Annotated in this window: 2 tRNA genes and 2 rRNA genes; all 4 read left to right on the top strand. The window is 47.4% G+C overall.

Annotated features, from left to right (window positions below):
• The first annotated feature begins 238 nt into the window (after positions 1–238).
• A 16S ribosomal RNA gene (locus B0O44_RS24805) occupies positions 239–1,760 on the top strand.
• Positions 1,761–1,937: 177 nt separating this feature from the next.
• A tRNA-Ile gene (locus tag B0O44_RS24800) sits at positions 1,938–2,012 on the top strand.
• A gap of 12 nt (positions 2,013–2,024) precedes the next feature.
• Positions 2,025–2,101 (top strand) — tRNA-Ala (locus tag B0O44_RS24795).
• 212 nt (positions 2,102–2,313) lie between these two features.
• Positions 2,314–2,404 (top strand): 23S ribosomal RNA (locus tag B0O44_RS24790); the annotation flags it as partial.

The following is a 2,404-nucleotide window of genomic DNA, read 5'->3' as shown; positions in this document are numbered from 1 at the left end:
ATAAACGACCAGACCTGTTTAGGAGAAGGAAACCAGAAGATATATAGGCTACCGTGAGGCCCAGCCGATAAGTTCATTAAAGAGATGTCATTTACAAGCGTAGCGAGGTATCGAAGGAAGTATCAAAGTACATGATACCGAGCTAAGATTTGAAGTCAATATCTAACAGACAAAACAATTAGAATAAAGACTATTATTAACAAGTTAAGAATGGTCAGCGTTCAAACTACAACATTTTACAATGGAGAGTTTGATCCTGGCTCAGGATGAACGCTAGCGGCAGGCCTAATACATGCAAGTCGAACGAGATTAAGAGGCTTGCTTCTTATGAAAGTGGCGCACGGGTGCGTAACGCGTATGCAACCTACCTTAATCAGGGGGATAGCCCGAAGAAATTCGGATTAAGACCGCATAAAAACACAGGATAGCATTATCCAATGTTCAAATATTTATAGGATTAAGATGGGCATGCGTGTCATTAGCTAGTTGGCGGGGTAACGGCCCACCAAGGCGACGATGACTAGGGGATCTGAGAGGATGACCCCCCACACTGGTACTGAGACACGGACCAGACTCCTACGGGAGGCAGCAGTAAGGAATATTGGTCAATGGAGGGAACTCTGAACCAGCCATGCCGCGTGCAGGAAGACAGCCCTCTGGGTCGTAAACTGCTTTTATTCGGGAATAAACCTTTCTACGTGTAGGAAGCTGAATGTACCGAAGGAATAAGGATCGGCTAACTCCGTGCCAGCAGCCGCGGTAATACGGAGGATCCAAGCGTTATCCGGATTTATTGGGTTTAAAGGGTGCGTAGGCGGCTTATTAAGTCAGGGGTGAAAGACGGTGGCTCAACCATCGCAGTGCCCTTGATACTGATGAGCTTGAATACACTAGAGGTAGGCGGAATGTGACAAGTAGCGGTGAAATGCATAGATATGTCACAGAACACCGATTGCGAAGGCAGCTTACTATGGTGTTATTGACGCTGAGGCACGAAAGCGTGGGGATCAAACAGGATTAGATACCCTGGTAGTCCACGCCCTAAACGATGAATACTCGCTGTTAGCGATATACAGTTAGCGGCTAAGCGAAAGCGTTAAGTATTCCACCTGGGGAGTACGCCCGCAAGGGTGAAACTCAAAGGAATTGACGGGGGCCCGCACAAGCGGAGGAGCATGTGGTTTAATTCGATGATACGCGAGGAACCTTACCCGGGCTTGAAAGTTAGTGAATGATCTAGAGATAGATCAGTGAGCAATCACACGAAACTAGGTGCTGCATGGCTGTCGTCAGCTCGTGCCGTGAGGTGTTGGGTTAAGTCCCGCAACGAGCGCAACCCCTATGTTTAGTTGCCAGCACGTTAAGGTGGGGACTCTAAACAGACTGCCTGTGCAAACAGAGAGGAAGGAGGGGACGACGTCAAGTCATCATGGCCCTTACGTCCGGGGCTACACACGTGCTACAATGGATGGTACAGAGGGCAGCAAGCTGGCAACAGCAAGCGAATCTCAAAAAGCCATTCACAGTTCGGATAGAGGTCTGCAACTCGACCTCTTGAAGTTGGATTCGCTAGTAATCGCGTATCAGCAATGACGCGGTGAATACGTTCCCGGGCCTTGTACACACCGCCCGTCAAGCCATGGAAGTTGGGGGTACCTAAAGTATGTAACCGTAAGGAGCGTCCTAGGGTAAAACCGATAACTGGGGCTAAGTCGTAACAAGGTAGCCGTACCGGAAGGTGCGGCTGGAATACCTCCTTTCTGGAGTAGGATTGACTACTCGCTACGCCAAATGATATAAATGACAAGATCTCAAAAAGAAAAAAGAAGAAACAACCCATAGGATGCCATCATAAGTGTAACCTACTGAAGTTGGGACAAGGGAGTACAGCAGACATTGTGAAATGAGAGATCACTACTCAAAGTCCCGGTAACCACAGTCCCGTAGCTCAGTTTGGTTAGAGCACTACACTGATAATGTAGGGGTCAGCAGTTCAAATCTGCTCGGGACTACATGAATTCTAAGGGGGATTAGCTCAGCTGGCTAGAGCGCCTGCCTTGCACGCAGGAGGTCAACGGTTCGACTCCGTTATTCTCCACCATCACCGGTACTTAAAATAAAAGGTACAGAAATAGGAAGTGAAAACTTTCCGGGATAGAAAAGTTCTTTGACATATTGGAAGAAGTTAAAAAAGAAGAGCAAACAACAATAGAGACGTTGTTAGCTTAAAGGGAGGGTAATTTATTACCGGACTGAAAGAGTTAACGACAAATCAAAAAAAGCATTTCTATAGGCGCAAAAGGCTATAGAGAGAAGAAAGTAAGAAAGAGCACACAGGGGATGCCTTGGCTCTCAGAGGCGATGAAGGACGTGATAAGCTGCGATAAGCTCCGGGGATTAGCAA

The sequence above is a fragment of the Pedobacter nutrimenti genome, from assembly GCF_003208655.1.
In the GTDB taxonomy this organism is placed as follows: domain Bacteria; phylum Bacteroidota; class Bacteroidia; order Sphingobacteriales; family Sphingobacteriaceae; genus Pedobacter; species Pedobacter nutrimenti.
The sequence above is the reverse complement of the archived record's forward strand: the minus strand, read 5'-3'. Positions and strand labels throughout refer to the sequence as shown.